The organism is Pseudomonas aphyarum (assembly GCF_028657055.1).
Lineage (GTDB): Bacteria > Pseudomonadota > Gammaproteobacteria > Pseudomonadales > Pseudomonadaceae > Aquipseudomonas > Aquipseudomonas aphyarum.
The window spans coordinates 208,659-225,450 of the sequence record NZ_JAMDGS010000006.1 but is presented as its reverse complement, the minus strand read 5'-3'; the positions used below and the strand labels follow the sequence as shown (position 1 = coordinate 225,450).

Sequence of the window (16,792 nt, the reverse complement as noted above, 5' to 3'; positions counted from 1 at the left end):
ACAGGGCGCCGGAGCGCCAAACTTAAGCAAATTATATGCCTGAAACTGTCGTGTTTGCCTAGAGCGCTGTAACAATAAAAGCGTATAAAAAGGCGCTTCAACGTTACAGCACCCGGACGGCTGGTCGAATGCCGTCGTGCTTACAGGCGGAACTCGTGACCCAGATAGACTTCCTTCACCAGATCGTTGGCGAGGATGGTCGCGGAGTCGCCTTCGGCGATCAGCTGGCCGTCGTTGACGATGTAGGCGGTTTCGCAGATATCCAGTGTCTCACGGACGTTATGGTCGGTGATAAGTACACCGATACCCTTGGCCTTGAGGTGGTGGATGATCTGCTTGATGTCGCCGACCGAGATCGGGTCGACACCGGCGAACGGTTCGTCGAGCAGGATGAACTTCGGTGCCGTGGCCAGTGCGCGGGCGATCTCCACGCGGCGGCGCTCACCACCGGACAGGCTCATGCCGAGGTTGTCGCGGATGTGGCTGATGTGGAATTCCTGCAGCAGGCTTTCCAGCTCCTTGCGACGACCGGCCTTGTCGAGCTCCTGACGGGTCTCGAGGATGGCCATGATATTGTCGGCCACCGACAGTTTGCGGAAGATCGACGCTTCTTGCGGCAGATAGCCGATACCGGCCTTGGCGCGACCGTGCATCGGCTGGTGGCTGACGTCCAGGTCGTCGATCAGTACGCGACCCTGATCGGCCTGGACCAGGCCGACGATCATGTAGAAGCAGGTGGTCTTGCCGGCGCCATTCGGGCCGAGCAGGCCGACGATCTGACCGCTGTCGATCGACAGGCTGACGTCGCGCACGACCTGGCGGCTTTTATAGGCCTTGGCCAGGTGCTGAGCTTTCAGAGTTGCCATTACTGGGTTTTCTCGTCGGTTTTCTTCTTCGGCTGGATCACCATGTCGATGCGCGGGCGCGCTTCGGTGACCTTGCTGCCAGTGGCTCGACCGGCGCTGGCCAGTTTCTTCACCGTGTCATAGACGATTTTCTCGCCTTGAGTGGTGTTGTTGTCCTTGTCGACGACTTTGGCCTTGTCGATCAATACAACGCGGTTTTGCGCAGCGTGGTACTGAATGGTCACACCCCAGCCCTGGACAGGTTTGGTGTCGCCGGCAGTCTGCAACTGTTCGAAGTAGGCGAGGTTGCCCACCGAAGTCACGACGTCGATGTCGCCATTGGGCGCGCGAGTCATGGTCACGGTGTTGCCTTTGACGATCATCGAACCCTGGGTGATGATCACGTCGCCTTTGTAGGTGGCAACGCCGTTCTTGTCGTCCAGTTGGGCATCGTCGGCCTGAATGCGGATTGGCTGCTCTTGATCGTTCGGCAGAGCCCAGGCGCTCACGCTTCCCAGTGCTGCGCCCAGACTGAGCAAAATAGGGAGGGTTTTAACGAGCCTCATACTGTCCTCTTACGTTCGATAGCAGGTGTATCCTGCTTTCCTTCAAATACGCTTTCATTCCTACGCCAGTCGATACACCGCCAGCGCCGTCGATTCTAACGGGTTGCTGGGTCTGCGCATATTGCTGCTGCGGGAACACCGTCATGCGAGTGGAGGTGATCAGGGTGTCGCGGTTCTTTTCGTCGGTGCGTTTGACGCGTACCGAGTCGATCAGCTCTACCTCGGTGCCACCGGAGTTCACTTCGCCGCGCTCACTGGTCACGTGCCATGGGAAATCGGTGCCACGGAACATGTTCAGGTCAGGCTTGGTGACCAGTGTAATGTCGGTCGCCTTGACGTGCTCAGCCTTGTCGGACGTCATTTCGTACTGCACTTTGCCGTCTTCGAGGTACTGGATCGTGTGGGTATTGGTCGCATACCAGTCGATCGGGCTTTCCTCTGCCGAAACCGGCGGTTTGTCGAGGAAGCGTTCCGGGCTGATGTTCCAGTAGCCGACCGCACCGAAAATCGCTGCGATGCAACCGAACAGCAGGATGTTGCGAAACTTTTTGCTAAACATGGTTGGACTCACAGGTACGCGTTGTTGGCGGCTTCGAGGCTGCCTTGGGCGCGCAGGATCAGTTCGCAGAATTCGCGGGCGGCACCTTCTCCGCCACGGGCCTGGGTAACGCCATGGGCGTGCTCGCGCACAAAGGCGGCAGCGTTGGCCACGGCCATGCCCAGCCCTACACGGCGGATCACCGGCAGATCCGGCAGGTCGTCACCGAGATAGGCCACTTGTTCATAGCTTAGGCCCAGTTGTTCCAGAAGACCGTCGAGAACGACCAGTTTGTCTTCGCGCCCCTGAAACAGGTGCGGGATCCCCAGGTTTTTTGCCCGACGCTCGACCACCGGGGTCTTGCGACCGCTGATGATTGCAGTCTGTACGCCGGCGTTCATCAGCATCTTGATGCCCTGGCCATCGAGCGTATTGAAAGTCTTGAACTCGCTGCCGTCTTCAAGGAAGTACAGGCGCCCGTCGGTGAGGACGCCGTCGACGTCGAAAACCGCCAGTTTGATGGCTTTGCCGCGTTGCAGCAGATCGTTGCTCATTTACATCACTCCTGCGCGCAGCAGGTCGGAGAGGTTGAAGGCGCCGATCGGGCGATCCTCTTCATCCACGACAACCAGCGCGTTGATTCGGTGGTCTTCCATGATTTTCAGGGCTTCGGCGGCGAGCATTTCGGCGCGGGCGGTCTTGCCGTGCACGGTCATTACCTGGTCGATGGTGGCGCTGTGGATGTCGATGCTGCGATCCAGGGTGCGACGCAGGTCGCCATCGGTGAAGATCCCGGCCAGTTTGCCGTCCGCTTCAAGAATGACGGTCATGCCCAGTCCCTTGCGGGTCATCTCCATCAGCGCGTCCTTGAGCAGGGTGCCGCGCTGTACCTGCGGCAGTTCCTGACCGGCGTGCATGACATTTTCCACTTTCAGCAGCAGGCGTCGGCCCAGTGCGCCACCCGGGTGGGAAAAGGCGAAGTCTTCGGCGGTGAAACCGCGCGCTTCCAGCAGTGCTACGGCCAGGGCGTCGCCCATGACCAGCGCGGCGGTGGTCGAGGAGGTCGGCGCCAGATTCAGCGGGCAGGCTTCGTGCTCGACGTGAACATTGAGATTGACCTCGGCGGCCTTGGCCAGCGGCGATTGCGGGTTGCCGGTCACGCTGATCAGCTGGATGCCCAGGCGCTTGATCAGTGGCAGCAGGGTGACGATTTCGTTGGTGGAACCGGAGTTCGACAGGGCCAGAATCACGTCGTCACGGGTGATCATGCCCATGTCGCCGTGGCTGGCCTCGGCCGGATGCACGAAAAACGCCGGGGTGCCGGTGCTGGCCAGGGTCGCGGCAATCTTGTTGCCGATGTGCCCGGACTTGCCCATGCCGACCACGACAACACGGCCCTTGCTGGCCAGAATCATCTCGCAAGCGCGTACGAAATCGGCGTCGATATGGGGCAACAAGCCTTGTACGGCTTCCACTTCGAGGCGGATGGTGCGTTGTGCCGATTGAATCAGGTCGCTGGTTTGGCTCATGTCAGAAATCGTATAGCCCGATGAAAAGGCGGCGATTATAGCGGTTATGTTGAAAAGCCTCACGCAAGTTCGTCGTGCTTTGTCATTCCTCGTTACCAAAACTCTGCAAATAAGGCCTAAAGCCCTTCAACTCGCAGAATGCGGGCCGGTGCAGGCCTTGGGCGCTTGCCCTTTGCAGTGATATAGTTCGCCGCCAGTTCGGCCTGCCCGGGATGTAGGGGCTTTCTTCCAGGAAGCCAGGCGCCCCAGTGAGAGGCTGCATCGCAAGGAGTTTAGATGAGTGCCGATAACGCCTACGCGGTCGAGCTGAAGGGAGTCTCCTTCAAGCGCGGTGCGCGGAGCATTTTCAATAACGTCGATATCCGCATCCCGCGCGGCAAGGTCACCGGCATCATGGGGCCTTCCGGGTGTGGCAAGACCACGCTGTTGCGCCTGATGGGCGCCCAGTTGCGGCCATCCAAGGGCGAGGTCTGGGTCAACGGCCAGAACCTGCCTAAGCTGTCGCGCAGCGATCTGTTCGATGCGCGCAAGCACATGGGCGTGCTGTTTCAGAGCGGTGCGCTGTTCACCGATCTCGATGTGTTCGAGAACGTCGCCTTCCCGCTGCGTGTTCATACCGACCTGCCGGACGAGATGATCCGCGACATCGTGCTGCTCAAATTGCAGGCGGTGGGCCTGCGCGGTGCGATCGAACTGATGCCCGACGAGCTATCCGGCGGCATGAAACGCCGCGTCGCACTGGCCCGGGCCATTGCCCTCGATCCGCAGATCCTCATGTACGACGAACCGTTCGTCGGCCAGGATCCGATCGCCATGGGCGTGCTGGTTCGCCTGATCCGTCTGCTCAACGATGCCCTGGGGATTACCAGCATCGTGGTCTCCCACGACCTCGCCGAAACCGCGAGCATCGCCGACTACATCTATGTGGTCGGTGATGGCCAGGTATTGGGGCAGGGCACGCCGGACGAACTGATGAGCTCGGACGATCCGCGTATCCGTCAGTTCATGACCGGTGAACCCGACGGCCCGGTGCCGTATCACTTTCCAGCGCCGGATTACCGCGCAGATCTTCTGGGGAAGCGCCGCTGATGCGCAGAATTACATTAATGGAGCGTGTGCGTCGTTTCGGCCTCGCCGGAATCGACAGCGTCGCAGTGTTCGGGCGTTCGACCCTGTTCCTGTTTCATGCCTTGCTCGGGCGTGGCGGCATCGGCGGTGGTTTTGGCCTGCTGGTCAAGCAGCTGCACTCCGTCGGCGTGATGTCGCTGGTGATCATCGTGGTGTCCGGGATCTTCATCGGCATGGTGCTGGCCCTGCAGGGCTTCAACATCCTGTCCAGCTACGGTTCGGAACAGGCTGTCGGGCAGATGGTAGCGCTGACCCTGTTGCGTGAGCTGGGGCCGGTGGTGACTGCGCTGCTGTTCGCCGGTCGTGCCGGTTCCGCGCTGACGGCGGAAATCGGCAACATGAAATCCACCGAACAGCTGTCCAGCCTGGAAATGATCGGGGTCGATCCGCTCAAGTACATCATTGCCCCGCGTCTGTGGGCCGGCTTCATTTCCCTGCCGGTGCTGGCGATGATCTTCAGCGTGGTCGGCATCTGGGGCGGTTCGTGGGTCGCCGTCGACTGGCTGGGCGTCTACGAAGGTTCCTACTGGTCGAACATGCAGAACAGCGTGAGCTTCGGTGACGATGTGCTCAACGGCATCATCAAAAGTGCAGTATTTGCTTTTGTCGTCACCTGGATCGCCGTATTTCAAGGCTATGACTGCGAACCCACTTCCGAGGGGATCAGCCGTGCCACCACCAAGACCGTGGTTTATGCCTCGCTGGCAGTACTCGGCCTGGACTTTATTCTGACCGCTTTGATGTTTGGAGATTTCTGATGCAAAACCGCACCCTGGAAATCGGTGTCGGCCTGTTCCTGCTGGCAGGGATCCTGGCCTTGTTGCTGCTGGCCCTGCGGGTCAGTGGCCTGTCTCCGACTTCGACCACCGATACCTACAAGCTTTACGCGTATTTCGACAATATCGCCGGTTTGACGGTCAGAGCCAAAGTGACCATGGCGGGTGTGACCATCGGCAAGGTCACCGCGATCGATTTGGACCGCGACAGCTTCACCGGTCGGGTGACCCTGCAAGTGGATAAAAGCGTCGACAATCTGCCGACCGACTCCACAGCATCTATCCTGACAGCGGGTCTGCTGGGCGAGAAATACATTGGTATCAGCGTAGGCGGGGAAGACACCCGCCTGAAGGATGGTGGAACCATCCACGACACGCAGTCGTCTCTGGTACTGGAAGACCTGATCGGTAAATTCCTGCTCAATACCGTTAGCAAAGACGCCAAATGAGGAGCTTTTGAATGATCTCTACCTTGCGACGTGGCCTGTTGGTGTTGCTTGCGGCACTGCCGCTGGTGGCCAATGCCGTGGCGGCGCCTTCGGCGCATGACCTGGTTCAGGACACCACCAACCGGATGCTGGCTGATCTGGCTGCCAACAAAGAGAAGTACAAGCAGGATCCGGCTGACTTCTACACCGCGTTGAACACCATCGTCGGGCCGGTCGTGGATGCCGAGGGCATTTCCAAGAGCATCATGACGGTCAAGTATTCGCGCAAGGCAACCCCGGCGCAGATGAAGACCTTCGAGGAAAACTTCAAGCGCGGCCTGTTCCAGTTCTACGGCAACGCCTTGCTCGAGTACAACAACCAGGGCATCACCGTCGATGCGCCCAAGGATGAGTCGGGCGACCGCACCAGCGTCGGCATGACCGTCAAGGGCAACAACGGCGCGATCTACCCGGTGTCGTACACCCTGGAGAAGATCAATGGCGAGTGGAAACTGCGTAACGTGATCATCAACGGCATCAACATCGGCAAGCTGTTCCGTGACCAGTTCGCTGACGCGATGCAACGCAATGGCAACGACCTGGACAAGACCATCAACGGCTGGGCCGGGGAAGTCGCCAAGGCCAAGCAGTCTGCCGAGCAGAACGAGAAGCCTGCCCAATGACCGAGTCGGCCATTCGTCTGGACGAAGCCAGTGAGCTGCAGCTCAGCGGCGTGCTGGATTACCGCACCGCCCCTGACCTGCGCGAGCAGGGCAGGGCGCTGATCAAGTCGTGCAATGCTCCGGCATTGGTGATCGATTGCTCGGCGGTGGAGAAGTCCAGCAGCGTCGGTCTGTCGCTGCTGCTGTGCTTCATTCGCGATGCCAAGGCCGCCGGCAAGGCGGTCAGCATTCGCGGGATGCCCGAAGACATGCGCGAAATTGCTCAGGTCAGCGAACTGACCGAGCTGTTGGCGCAACCCTGAACCCGCATCTATAGAGAAGCCCCCCGTCAGAGTCCTGCGCAGCGGGGTTCGCAGGCGCGGGGCTTTTTTGTATGATGTCCGACCCGTGCGCACAGGGCGCCGATTGAGGTTGAGCATGCAGGCCGTAGAAGTGAAGAGCTTCCTTGAAGGAAAGCTGCCAGGAACGCAGGTGGAAGTTGAAGGCGAAGGCTGCAACTTCCAGCTGAACGTGATTAGTGATGAACTGGCGGCGTTGAGCCCGGTCAAGCGTCAGCAAAGCATCTATGCCCATTTGAACCCTTGGATCGCCGATGGCAGCATCCACGCGGTCACTATGAAATTTTTCAGCAGCGCGGCCTGGGCCGAGCGCACCTGAGCCCTAGGGCGTCGAGATTCTTATGGATAAATTGATTATTACCGGTGGCGCTCGTCTTGATGGCGAGATCCGCATCTCCGGGGCGAAGAACTCCGCCCTGCCGATCCTGGCTGCCACCCTGCTGTGCGATGGCCCGGTTACCGTTGGCAACCTGCCGCACCTGCACGACATCACCACCATGATCGAGCTGTTCGGTCGCATGGGCATCGAGCCTGTGATCGACGAGAAGCTCAGCGTCGAAATCGACCCGCGCACCATCAAGACCCTGATCGCTCCGTACGAACTGGTGAAAACCATGCGTGCGTCGATCCTGGTGCTGGGTCCGATGGTTGCGCGTTTCGGTGAGGCCGAAGTCGCACTGCCTGGCGGTTGCGCCATCGGTTCGCGTCCGGTCGACCTGCACATCCGTGGCCTGGAAGCCATGGGCGCGGTCATCGACGTCGAGGGTGGCTACATCAAGGCCAAGGCGCCTGAAGGCGGCCTGCGCGGCGCGCACTTCTTCTTCGATACCGTCAGTGTGACCGGTACCGAGAACATCATGATGGCTGCCGCTCTGGCCAAGGGTCGCAGCGTGTTGCAGAACGCCGCTCGCGAACCTGAAGTGGTCGACCTGGCGAACTTCCTCAACGCCATGGGCGCCAAAGTGTCCGGCGCCGGCACCGACACCATCACCATCGATGGCGTCGAGCGTCTGGGTTCGGCTTTCTACAAGGTCATGCCTGACCGCATCGAAACCGGCACCTATCTGGTGGCCGCTGCGGTCACCGGTGGCCGCGTGAAGGTCAAGGACACCGATCCGACCATCCTCGAAGCCGTTCTGGAAAAACTCCGTGAAGCCGGCGCAGAAATCACCTGTGGTGAAGACTGGATCGAGCTGAACATGCACGGCAAACGCCCGAAAGCGGTCAACGTGCGCACTGCGCCGTACCCGGCGTTCCCGACCGACATGCAAGCGCAGTTCATCTCGCTCAACGCCATTGCCGAAGGCACCGGTGCGGTGATCGAGACGATCTTCGAAAACCGTTTCATGCACGTGTACGAACTGCACCGCATGGGCGCGCACATCCAGGTCGAAGGCAACACCGCCATCGTGACCGGCATCGAAACACTCAAGGGCGCGCCAGTGATGGCAACCGACCTGCGTGCTTCGGCGAGCCTGGTGATTTCGGCGCTGGTGGCACAGGGCGATACCCTGATCGACCGCATCTACCACATCGACCGTGGTTACGAGTGCATCGAGGAAAAACTGCAGATGCTGGGCGCCAAGATCCGTCGCGTTCCGGGCTGATCGCTGCATCTGGACACAGGGAAGTGTCCGTTGAATTCGTTTTGATCGGGGGTGGCAACGCCCTCGAAGTATGTCCGGCGCCGATTGCGACCGGACATGAGTACCTTGATAAGGACTGACGTTTCCCATGTTGACCATCGCACTGTCCAAGGGCCGCATCCTTGACGACACCCTGCCGCTTCTCGCCGAAGCGGGCATCGTGCCGACCGAGAATCCGGACAAGAGCCGCAAGCTGATCATCCCCACGACCCAGGAAGACGTTCGCCTGTTGATCGTGCGGGCCACCGACGTGCCGACCTATGTCGAGCATGGCGCGGCTGACCTCGGCGTTGCCGGTAAAGACGTGCTGATGGAATACACAGGCCAGGGCCTGTACGAGCCGCTGGATCTGCAGATTGCCCAGTGCAAGCTGATGACCGCCGGCAAGGTCGGCGCGGTCGAGCCCAAGGGCCGCCTGCGCGTCGCCACCAAATTCGTCAACGTCGCCAAGCGTTACTACGCCGAGCAGGGCCGTCAGGTCGACATCATCAAGCTGTATGGCTCGATGGAGCTGGCGCCGCTGATCGGCCTGGCCGACAAGATCATCGATGTGGTCGACACCGGCAACACCCTGCGTGCCAACGGCCTGGAACCCCAGGAACTGATCGCCACGATCAGCTCGCGTCTGGTGGTCAATAAAGCTTCGATGAAAATGCAACACGCCCGAATCCAGGCGTTGATCGACACCCTGCGCAAGGCAGTGGAGTCTCGACACCGCGGCTGATGTACCTGCGCGACGTTAAGTCGCGCCCGTCTATCCGCCTCATAGCCAGAATCTCAGGTGCCCAAGCGGAAACGACTGCTAAGTTAGGGCGCCTGAGTTTTTGCCATTCCTATGAGGCTCTCGCTATGACCGCACCGACTGCAATTCGCCGACTCAACGCTGCTGACCCGGATTTCGCGCATCATCTGGATCATCTGCTGAGCTGGGAAAGTGTGTCTGACGACTCGGTCAATCAGCGGGTGCTGGACATTATCAAGGCTGTGCGCGAGCGCGGTGACGCAGCGCTGGTCGAGTTCACCCAGAAATTCGACGGCCTGGAAGTCGCTTCGATGGCGGATCTGATCCTGCCGCGCGAGCGCCTGGAACTGGCCCTGACTCGTATCACTGTCCCGCAACGCGAAGCGCTGGAAAAAGCCGCCGCCCGCGTGCGCAGCTATCACGAAAAACAGAAGCAGGACTCCTGGAGCTACACCGAAGCCGACGGCACGGTGCTGGGCCAGAAAGTCACGCCACTGGATCGCGCCGGTCTGTACGTGCCGGGCGGCAAGGCGTCGTACCCGTCGTCGGTGTTGATGAACGCGATTCCGGCCAAGGTTGCCGGCGTGACCGAAGTGGTCATGGTGGTGCCGACCCCGCGCGGTGAAGTCAACGAGCTGGTGCTGGCGGCGGCGTGCATCGCCGGCGTCGACCGGGTGTTCACCATCGGTGGCGCGCAAGCTGTTGCCGCATTGGCCTATGGCACCGAAAGCGTGCCGCAGGTGGACAAGGTCGTCGGCCCGGGCAACATCTATGTCGCCACGGCCAAGCGTCACGTGTTCGGTCAGGTCGGCATCGACATGATCGCCGGCCCATCGGAAATCCTCGTGGTGTGCGACGGCCAGACCGATCCGGACTGGATCGCCATGGACCTGTTCTCCCAGGCCGAGCACGACGAAGACGCCCAGGCGATTCTGGTCAGCCCGGACGCCGAGTTCCTCGACAAGGTCGCCGCCAGCATCGACAAATTGCTGCCGACCATGGATCGCGCGACCATCATCGAAACCTCGATCAACGGCCGTGGTGCCCTGATCCACGTGCGCGACATGGCCCAGGCCATCGAAGTCGCCAACCGCATCGCGCCGGAGCACCTTGAGCTGTCGGTGGCCGACCCGCAGGCCTGGCTGCCGCAGATCCGCCACGCCGGCGCGATCTTCATGGGCCGCCACACCTCCGAAGCGCTGGGCGACTACTGCGCAGGTCCGAACCACGTGTTGCCGACCTCCGGCACCGCGCGTTTCTCCTCGCCGCTGGGCGTGTATGACTTCCAGAAGCGCTCGTCGATCATCTTCTGCTCCGAGGCCGGCGCTTCGGAACTCGGCAAGACCGCATCAATCCTGGCCCGTGGCGAATCGCTGAGCGCCCACGCGCGCAGCGCCGAATACCGCATCAAAGACGAAGTGAAGGGGAACTGAACATGAGTAAATTCTGGAGCCCGTTCGTCAAGGATCTGGTGCCTTACGTGCCGGGCGAGCAGCCGAAGCTGACCCGTCTGGTCAAACTCAACACCAACGAAAACCCGTACGGCCCGTCGCCAAAAGCCCTGGCGGCGATGCAGACCGAACTCAACGACAACCTGCGCCTGTACCCTGATCCGAACAGCGATCTGCTGAAAAACGCCGTCGCCAAGTACTACGGCGTACAAAGCAATCAAGTGTTCCTCGGCAACGGTTCGGACGAAGTGCTGGCGCACATCTTCCACGGCCTGCTGCAACACGATCAGCCGATCCTGTTCCCGGACATCAGCTACAGCTTCTATCCGGTCTACTGCGGCCTTTACGGCATCAACTTCGACGCGGTGCCGCTGGACGCACAGTTCCAGATCAATCCGGCGGACTACGCCAAGCCGAACGGCGGGATCATCTTCCCCAACCCGAACGCACCGACCGGTTGCCTGCTGGCGCTGGAAGCGGTCGAGCAGATCCTCAAGGCCAGCCCGGATTCGGTGGTGGTAGTCGACGAAGCCTACATCGACTTCGGCGGCGAAACCGCGATCAGCCTGGTGGACCGTTATCCGAACCTGCTGGTCACCCAGACCCTGTCCAAGTCTCGTTCGCTGGCAGGCCTGCGGGTCGGTCTGGCGGTCGGGCATCCGGACCTGATTGAGGCGCTGGAGCGGATCAAGAACAGCTTCAACTCCTACCCGATCGATCGCATGGCGAATGTCGGCGCGGCGGCGGCGTTCGAAGATCGCGAATACTTCGACAAGACCTGCGCACTGGTCATCGAGAGTCGCGAATGGGTGGTTGCGCAGTTGCAGGCCAAGGGCTTTGAAGTGCTGCCGTCAGCGGCGAACTTCATCTTCGCCCGGCATCCGCAACACGATGCGGCGGGGCTCGCAGCCAAACTGCGTGAGCAGGGTGTGATCGTGCGCCACTTCAAGCAGGAGCGGATTGCCCAGTTCCTGCGGATCTCGATCGGCACGCCGGAGCAGAATCAGGCGTTGATCGACGGTCTGGGCGAACTCTGAAACGACGCTGATCCCTGTGGGTTTCGTCCCGCAGGGATCAGCGCTGGTTTATTCGTGATGCGGTTCGCCAAGGAACGTCAACGAACTGAACAACCCTCTGCTGCTCACCTCTGCACTGTCCTTCACCGGCACTTCCACCTGCGCCGCAATCACATTCAATCCCTCATTACGCACCAGCACCTGCGCGCGGCCGTCCTTGTCGGTTTCAGTGCTCAAGGTATTCGGCGCGCTGCGGTAGTCACCGATCAACTTCACGCCCGCCGCCGGTTTGCCATCCAGCAACACCCGCACCGGCAATGATTTCCCCGGTCCGATGGTCAGCGGATCGACCTCCGGCAAAATCAGCAATTTGATCTGATCCAGTTTGGGCAGCTTCGCTCCCAGCTGATAAATCGCCAGGCTGTACTTGAGGGTCTCGGTCGACTCGATGGCGCCCGGGACTTTGCTACGCCCCTCGTTGACCCATTTCTTGTCGGCGGTTTGCGACCACATGCCATTGTTCAGGGCCACGGCCATCACCGCCGGCGGTTTCAACGGTTGCAGGCGGGCGTGATCCGCCAGGCGCTGCACACTGACGGGAATCATCTTGCCGCTCGCGTCAAAGGCCCACGCCCCGCTGACTTTCTGCGGTTTGAACGCATTGTCCTCGGCACCGTGGCCGTAGACGACTTCGATATTGCCGCGCCGTTGTTCGGTCCACAAACCATGGGCCGAGGCGTGAGTGGCGAACAGCGCGGCGATGAGCAGCAGGGATTTGCCGTATTGCATGGTGACGTCCTTTTACAGGTTGAGTGTCAGGCTGACCGTGAAATTGCGCGGCTCGCCGGGGTTGACCCAGTAGTTGCTGTACGAGCGCTCGTAATACTTTTCGTCGAACAGGTTGTTCAGATTCAGTCCGAGAGTGACGGTGTCGCTGGCCTTGTAATGGGCCAGCAGGTCGACGGTGTGATAGGCCGGCAGCTCGAAATCGCTGCCGGACTCACCCGAGCGGTCACCGACGTAGGTGAACGCCGCGCCGATATCCGAGCCGCGCAAGCGGCCGTCCTGAAACTCGTAGACACCCAGCAGGCTGCCGCTGCGTTTGGCCACTCCGAGGATGCGGCTACCGGCAGGAATCGCGGCATCACCCTTGGTGACTTCGGCGTCGATCCAGGCGAAGGCGCCGATCACCCTGACGGCGTCGGTGACTTGCCCGGTGACTTGCAGATCGAAACCCCGGCTGCGGGCCTTGCCCATGGCGCGGCTGGTGTCGGTGCCCGGGTCGAGGGCGAGGACGTTTTCCTTGTCGATATGGAAGAAGGCGAGGGTGCTGCTTAACCGTTCGTCGAACAGCTCGTTCTTGATGCCGATTTCGTAACCCACACCTTCCTCCGGATCGAAGGATTTGCCAGCCGCATCGAGGCCGTTGTTCGGTTTGAATGAGGTCGAGGCGTTGGCGAACAGGCCGGTGTCCGGTGTCAGTTGATAGAGCAGTCCGGCACGTTGAGTGAGTGCATCGTGGGTCTGGCGGCTGGTGGTGTTGCGGCTGTGGTCATCGATGTTTTGCTCAAAGTGCTCGAATCGCGCCCCGATCATCCCGCGCAGTTTTTCGCTGAAGACCATTTGATCCTGCAGGTTCAGCGCATGGCTTTCGACGTGTTCGAAAAAGTCTGTGCCGGAGCGTGCGCCGTTGGGTTTGGGCTGGCCGTACACCGGGTTATAGATATCGATGGCGTAAGGCCTGCCGGCGATGGTGGTGACGCGCTCGTTCTTGCGGAAGTTCTCGTACTCGCTACCGATCAGCAGTTCGTGCTGCCAGGTGCCGAGGTCGAACAGGCCGCGCAGTTCCAGCTGGGTGATGCTGTCGTGCCAGTTGGTATCGCGTTCGCGATAGCGGCGGTTGATTGTGTGGCCATCGGCATTCAAAGGACGGTTTTCGGAGGCGAATCCCCACAGTTTGCCTTCCTTGTAATGGCTGGCCAGGCGCAGTTTCCAGGCATCGTTGAGGTGGTGCTCAAGCGTGGCTTGCAGTCTGTTGTTGTGGTTGTCGATGTTGCCGTCGTTCGGCTCACCCAGGAATGTCGAGCGCGAGACGCCGCTCCATTTATTGTTTGGCGCAACGATGCCGCGGTCGAAGGTCGAGCTATGACGCACGAATTCGCTCTCCACCAGCAGGCTGGTGTCCGGGTTCAACTGCCAACTGAAGGAAGGGGCGACGAATACGCGTTTGCTGTCGACGTGATCGCGAAAGCTGTTGTTGTCCTCGACCGCGAGGTTGATCCGCGACAGCACATCACCCTGATCATCCAGCGGCGTGTTGACATCCAGCGCGGTGCGATAACGATCCCAACTGCCGGCACTGGTTTGCAGGGTAGTGAACGCTTCGGGCTGCGGTTTCTTGGTGACGATGTTGACCGTGCCACCCGGATCGCCTCGGCCGTACAGGCTGGCGGCCGGTCCTTTGAGCACTTCGATGCGCTCGATGTTGGCAGCGTCCGGTGTGCTCGGGTAACCACGGTTGGCGCTGAAGCCGTCCTGGTAAAACTCGGAGGTGGTGAAGCCGCGCACGCTGTATTCGTAAAGCGTCAGGCCGCCGAAGTTGTTTTGCTTCGACACGCCACCGGCGAAATCCAGCGCACGTTCGACGCTGGAGCTGCCCAGATCCTTGAGCACGCTGGCAGGCACCACGCTGATGGCCTGCGGAATATCGCGGATTGCGGTGTCGGTTTTGGTGGCGCTGGACGAGCGCGTGGCGCGGTAGCCATTGACCGGGCCAGTAGGGGATTCGTAATCGGAGGTGACGCTGATGGCGTCGAGTTCGAGCGTTTGCGGTTCATCGGCAAACGCGGGATCGCCAAGCAGGCCAAGGGTCAGGCCGAGGAGGGAGGCCTTTTTTCGAGACGACATGTTATGTTGTTCCAAGGTGCTAATTGAAACAATATAACATGCCTGTTGAGAATGTCTGTTATTCGCGCCAATGACGCGAACAAAGTCTTACTCTTCTTTTTCCTTCACCGGCGCTGGCGGCGGACGCAGACCGATTTCAGCGGTCAGCTTCAACTCCTTGCCATTGCGCATCACCTGAATCGTGACCTTGTCGGTTGGCTTGATTCGCGCCACCTGGTTCATCGACTTGCGACCATCGCCCGCAGGTTCGCCGTCGATGCTCAGGATCACATCGCCCAGTTGCAGGCCGGCCTTCTGTGCCGGGCCGTCGCGGAAAATCCCCGCCACCACGATCCCCGGACGGCCCGACAGACCGAACGACTCGGCCAGTTCCTGAGTCAGCGGTTGCACTTCAATGCCCAGCCAGCCACGGATCACCTGGCCGTGCTCGATGATCGACTTCATCACTTCCATCGCCAGTTTCACCGGGATCGCGAAGCCGATGCCTTGGGAGCCGCCGGACTTGGAGAAGATCGCGGTGTTGATGCCGGTGAGGTTGCCGTTGGCGTCGACCAGCGCACCGCCGGAGTTGCCCGGGTTGATCGCCGCGTCGGTCTGGATGAAGTCTTCGTAGTTGTTCAGGCCGAGCTGGTTGCGGCCGGTGGCGCTGATGATGCCCATGGTCACAGTCTGGCCGACCCCGAACGGGTTGCCGATGGCCAGCGCGACGTCGCCGATGCGGATGTTGTCGGAACGGCCGACGGTGATCGACGGCAGGGTTTTCAGGTCGATCTTCAGGACCGCGAGGTCGGTTTCCGGGTCGCTGCCGATCACTCGGGCCAGGGTTTCGCGACCGTCCTTGAGCGCCACGACGATCTGGTCGGCGCCGCTGGTGACGTGGTTGTTGGTCAGGATGTAGCCTTCCGGGCTCATGATCACGCCGGAGCCGAGGCTCGATTCCATGCGTTTCTGTTTCGGCGAGTTGTCACCGAAGAAGCGGCGGAACTGCGGGTCTTCGAACAGCGGATGGCTTGGCTTGTTGATGACTTTGGTGGTGTAGAGGTTCACCACCGACGGCGCGGCGATGGTCACCGCGTCGGCATAGGACACCGGCCCCTGCTGCACGCTGGTGGTCTGCGGGGCCTGTTGCAGGTTGACGTCGAGGCTCGGAAGCCCGACCCACTGCGGGTAACGCTGAATAATCAACAGAGCGATAAGCACGCCGGCCAACAGCGGCCAGCCGAAAAAACGCAGCGCCTTGAGCATTAAGCACGTCCTGGAAAAGTTGCAGGCGGGGTCAGACCGCCCATAATGTCGCGCATTATACGAGGCCGCGCGTGCCTCTGAACGGGATATTTAGGAGTCTTTCATGGCCGTCGCCCTGAGCACCCTGGTCGAAGAAGCCGACCGTTACCTTGGCAGTGCGAAAATTGCCGATTATTGCCCCAACGGCCTGCAGGTCGAGGGCCGTCCGCAGGTGATGCGCATCGTCAGCGGCGTCACCGCCAGCCAGGCGTTGCTCGATGCCGCCGTCGAGGCCGAAGCCGATCTGGTGCTGGTGCATCACGGTTATTTCTGGAAGGGCGAGAACCCGTGCATTACCGGCATGAAGCAGCGCCGTCTGAAGACGCTGCTCAAGCACGACATCAGTCTGCTCGGTTATCACCTGCCGCTGGATCTGCACCCGGACGTCGGCAACAACGTGCAACTGGCCCGTCAGCTGGACATCACCGTCGAAGGGCCGCTGGACCCGGACAACCTGAAGATCGTCGGTCTGGTCGGTTCACTGAGCGAGCCGATGACCCCGCGTGACTTCGCCCGCAAAGTGCAGGAAGTCATGGGGCGCGAGCCGCTGTTGGTCGAAGGCAGCGCGATGATCCGCCGGGTCGGCTGGTGCACCGGTGGCGGTCAGGGCTACATCGACAACGCCATCGCGGCCGGCGTCGATCTGTTCCTCAGCGGCGAAGCCTCCGAGCAGACATTCCACAGCGCCCGGGAAAACGACATCAGCTTCATCGCCGCCGGCCACCACGCCACCGAACGCTACGGCGTGCAGGCGCTGGGTGACTATCTGGCGAAGCGTTTTGCCCTCGAGCACATCTTCATCGACTGCCCGAATCCGATCTGACTTTTGCCTGAAAGCACCCGAACGGGCGGGCATATTCATATACCCTTTCGATCTAGTTGGCGTCCTGATTAGAAGAGGTCGCTGTGCTAGGA

At 60.7% G+C, this 16,792-nt stretch carries 19 protein-coding genes; 11 read left to right on the top strand and 8 right to left on the bottom strand.

From position 1 onward, the window contains the following. Positions 1 to 140: 140 nt before the first annotated feature. The 5 genes from lptB to M5G18_RS10220 are packed head-to-tail and all read right to left on the bottom strand — an operon-like array spanning position 141 to position 3,478. Positions 141 to 866: an LPS export ABC transporter ATP-binding protein gene (gene lptB, locus M5G18_RS10240; RefSeq protein WP_007953572.1), complete on the bottom strand. Its 726-nt coding sequence runs from the start codon at positions 864 to 866 to the stop codon at positions 141 to 143. Further along, positions 866 to 1,411, bottom strand: coding sequence for a lipopolysaccharide transport periplasmic protein LptA (gene lptA, locus M5G18_RS10235; RefSeq protein ID WP_007953570.1), 546 nt, complete (start codon positions 1,409 to 1,411; stop codon positions 866 to 868). Before lptA ends, lptB begins: the two co-directional genes overlap by 1 nt. Next, on the bottom strand, positions 1,398 to 1,970 hold the full coding sequence (lptC, locus tag M5G18_RS10230; protein ID WP_007953568.1) for an LPS export ABC transporter periplasmic protein LptC: 573 nt from the start codon (positions 1,968 to 1,970) through the stop codon (positions 1,398 to 1,400). Before lptC ends, lptA begins: the two co-directional genes overlap by 14 nt. An 8-nt stretch (positions 1,971 to 1,978) precedes the next feature. Continuing rightward, complete coding sequence (locus tag M5G18_RS10225) at positions 1,979 to 2,503, bottom strand: KdsC family phosphatase (protein WP_273899659.1); 525 nt, start codon at positions 2,501 to 2,503, stop codon at positions 1,979 to 1,981. Beyond that, the gene (locus M5G18_RS10220) at positions 2,504 to 3,478 is read right to left on the bottom strand and encodes a KpsF/GutQ family sugar-phosphate isomerase (protein ID WP_011332477.1); all 975 of its coding nucleotides are present in this window, start codon (positions 3,476 to 3,478) and stop codon (positions 2,504 to 2,506) included. A gap of 276 nt (positions 3,479 to 3,754) precedes the next feature. Between M5G18_RS10220 and M5G18_RS10215 the strand changes: the two genes are divergently transcribed. The 10 genes from M5G18_RS10215 to hisC all read left to right on the top strand — a co-directional run bounded on the left by M5G18_RS10215 (position 3,755) and on the right by hisC (position 11,707). Further along, positions 3,755 to 4,567 (top strand): ATP-binding cassette domain-containing protein, encoded by an 813-nt coding sequence (locus M5G18_RS10215; RefSeq protein ID WP_007953564.1) that lies wholly within the window; start codon positions 3,755 to 3,757, stop codon positions 4,565 to 4,567. Beyond that, the gene (mlaE, locus tag M5G18_RS10210; RefSeq protein ID WP_007953561.1) at positions 4,567 to 5,364 is read left to right on the top strand and encodes a lipid asymmetry maintenance ABC transporter permease subunit MlaE; all 798 of its coding nucleotides are present in this window, start codon (positions 4,567 to 4,569) and stop codon (positions 5,362 to 5,364) included. The genes M5G18_RS10215 and mlaE overlap by 1 nt, the downstream gene beginning before the upstream one ends. After that, a complete protein-coding gene (mlaD, locus tag M5G18_RS10205; protein ID WP_007953559.1) occupies positions 5,364 to 5,831 on the top strand; it encodes an outer membrane lipid asymmetry maintenance protein MlaD in 468 nt (155 codons plus the stop codon). The genes mlaE and mlaD overlap by 1 nt, the downstream gene beginning before the upstream one ends. Before the next feature lie 11 nt (positions 5,832 to 5,842). Beyond that, a complete protein-coding gene (locus M5G18_RS10200; protein ID WP_007953558.1) occupies positions 5,843 to 6,493 on the top strand; it encodes an MlaC/ttg2D family ABC transporter substrate-binding protein in 651 nt (216 codons plus the stop codon). Continuing rightward, positions 6,490 to 6,795: an STAS domain-containing protein gene (locus M5G18_RS10195; RefSeq protein WP_085698468.1), complete on the top strand. Its 306-nt coding sequence runs from the start codon at positions 6,490 to 6,492 to the stop codon at positions 6,793 to 6,795. The genes M5G18_RS10200 and M5G18_RS10195 overlap by 4 nt, the downstream gene beginning before the upstream one ends. Before the next feature lie 115 nt (positions 6,796 to 6,910). After that, positions 6,911 to 7,150 carry a BolA family protein gene (locus M5G18_RS10190; protein ID WP_007953556.1) on the top strand — a complete coding sequence of 80 codons (240 nt, stop codon included), beginning with the start codon at positions 6,911 to 6,913 and terminating at the stop codon, positions 7,148 to 7,150. A gap of 22 nt (positions 7,151 to 7,172) precedes the next feature. After that, on the top strand, positions 7,173 to 8,438 hold the full coding sequence (gene murA, locus M5G18_RS10185; RefSeq protein WP_007953555.1) for a UDP-N-acetylglucosamine 1-carboxyvinyltransferase: 1,266 nt from the start codon (positions 7,173 to 7,175) through the stop codon (positions 8,436 to 8,438). A 127-nt stretch (positions 8,439 to 8,565) separates the two neighbouring features. Continuing rightward, a complete protein-coding gene (gene hisG / locus M5G18_RS10180) occupies positions 8,566 to 9,201 on the top strand; it encodes an ATP phosphoribosyltransferase (RefSeq protein ID WP_007953554.1) in 636 nt (211 codons plus the stop codon). A gap of 125 nt (positions 9,202 to 9,326) precedes the next feature. Continuing rightward, positions 9,327 to 10,652, top strand: a complete 1,326-nt coding sequence (hisD, locus tag M5G18_RS10175) for a histidinol dehydrogenase (RefSeq protein ID WP_007953552.1) — start codon at positions 9,327 to 9,329, stop codon at positions 10,650 to 10,652. Between the two features lie 2 nt (positions 10,653 to 10,654). Then, on the top strand, positions 10,655 to 11,707 hold the full coding sequence (hisC, locus tag M5G18_RS10170; protein ID WP_273899661.1) for a histidinol-phosphate transaminase: 1,053 nt from the start codon (positions 10,655 to 10,657) through the stop codon (positions 11,705 to 11,707). A gap of 48 nt (positions 11,708 to 11,755) precedes the next feature. Here hisC and M5G18_RS10165 read toward each other — a convergent pair whose 3' ends face one another. From M5G18_RS10165 to algW, 3 genes are all read right to left on the bottom strand, one after another. Further along, positions 11,756 to 12,475, bottom strand: coding sequence for a DUF4198 domain-containing protein (locus M5G18_RS10165; protein ID WP_273899663.1), 720 nt, complete (start codon positions 12,473 to 12,475; stop codon positions 11,756 to 11,758). Positions 12,476 to 12,487: 12 nt separating this feature from the next. After that, positions 12,488 to 14,593, bottom strand: a complete 2,106-nt coding sequence (locus tag M5G18_RS10160; protein WP_273899664.1) for a TonB-dependent siderophore receptor — start codon at positions 14,591 to 14,593, stop codon at positions 12,488 to 12,490. Positions 14,594 to 14,680: 87 nt separating this feature from the next. After that, positions 14,681 to 15,838: a Do family serine endopeptidase AlgW gene (gene algW / locus M5G18_RS10155; protein ID WP_007953548.1), complete on the bottom strand. Its 1,158-nt coding sequence runs from the start codon at positions 15,836 to 15,838 to the stop codon at positions 14,681 to 14,683. Positions 15,839 to 15,941: 103 nt separating this feature from the next. Here algW and M5G18_RS10150 point away from each other — a divergent pair, with 103 nt between their 5' ends. Continuing rightward, positions 15,942 to 16,700: a Nif3-like dinuclear metal center hexameric protein gene (locus M5G18_RS10150; RefSeq protein WP_011332485.1), complete on the top strand. Its 759-nt coding sequence runs from the start codon at positions 15,942 to 15,944 to the stop codon at positions 16,698 to 16,700. The last annotated feature ends 92 nt before the right edge of the window (positions 16,701 to 16,792 follow it).